Annotated in this window: 2 protein-coding genes; one reads left to right on the forward strand and one right to left on the reverse strand. The window is 68.0% G+C overall.

The features are described 5' to 3' along the window. The coding region (locus tag K728_RS21155) for a hypothetical protein (protein WP_035747090.1) at nt 1-414 on the forward strand (414 nt) is incomplete at its 5' end. A gap of 287 nt (nt 415-701) precedes the next feature. Here the strand turns inward: K728_RS21155 and K728_RS0104000 are convergent. Then, nucleotides 702-924, reverse strand: a 223-nt coding sequence (locus tag K728_RS0104000; RefSeq protein ID WP_024475930.1) for a ComEA family DNA-binding protein, incomplete at its 5' end; no start/stop codon positions are given.

The raw sequence follows: 924 nt of genomic DNA on the forward strand, positions 1-924 counted from the left end.
CCCGCCGTGAACCTGACCCCGTCAAGCGTTCCAGCCGTCAACGTCCCTTCCACCATAAACCGGGAGGATCCGGTAAACCGGTCGGGGCTGATCATCACTGCATCCGACGTCGCGTGCACAACAGCGGTGATCGCGGACTGCTCCTGGACCGCAGTTGATACCGGGCCGGAGGTCCGTGCGGCAAGGCTGGCTGAGGCGGGCGCGCAGACCAGGGTAGCGATGGCCAGCGGCACCACACAGGGTACCGCCACCCGCCTGACTCTGCCCGAGGCAAGGCAGCCGATCACACTGCAAAGGGCCAGCGTCGCCAACACCACGGCGCCGAGCAGGGCGGAGGAGGCGTCCAGCCGGGTCACCCCTGCTGCCGTGATCCACGCCACCGCGGCGGCAGGCAACAACCGTAAGTCCCGGTGACGGGGTTCGATAGCGCCTGTTCGGGTGTCCCTACCCCGCTTCTCCCGCAGAAACCTCTTCCGCCAGCTCGTCAGCGGGCCGATCGGTGTGCTTCGACTGCGCGCCGCCGTCAGGGTCGCTACCGCACGGCCCGCTATAGTGCCGCTCCCAGGGACGCTTGCCACAGGGTCGGTCGCAGCAGCACCGCACACCACCGGTGCGTCGCCTGTCTGGGCGCCCCTTCGGGCGTCCGCCCCCTCCGTCGCGGCCCGGACATACCTCGTCCAGTTGTGCCGTGGTCTCATGACCTAGACACTGACCAGTGGGAGAAGTGCAGCGAGCATGGCCTCACCGATGCCTGGCACTGCGTCGAGATCTTCGGGCCGGGTGAACGCCCCGTGTGCGGCACGCCATTGGACGATCCGCTCTGCCAGCACCGGGCCAATCCTCGGAAGTGTCTCCAGTTCGTCGACTCCAGCCGTGTTGATGTTCACCGGGGCCGCCGGGCCAGTGGAACCCAGAGGATTCGCG

The organism is Arthrobacter sp. CAL618, from assembly GCF_000468215.1.
In the GTDB taxonomy this organism is placed as follows: Bacteria; Actinomycetota; Actinomycetes; order Actinomycetales; family Micrococcaceae; genus Arthrobacter_D.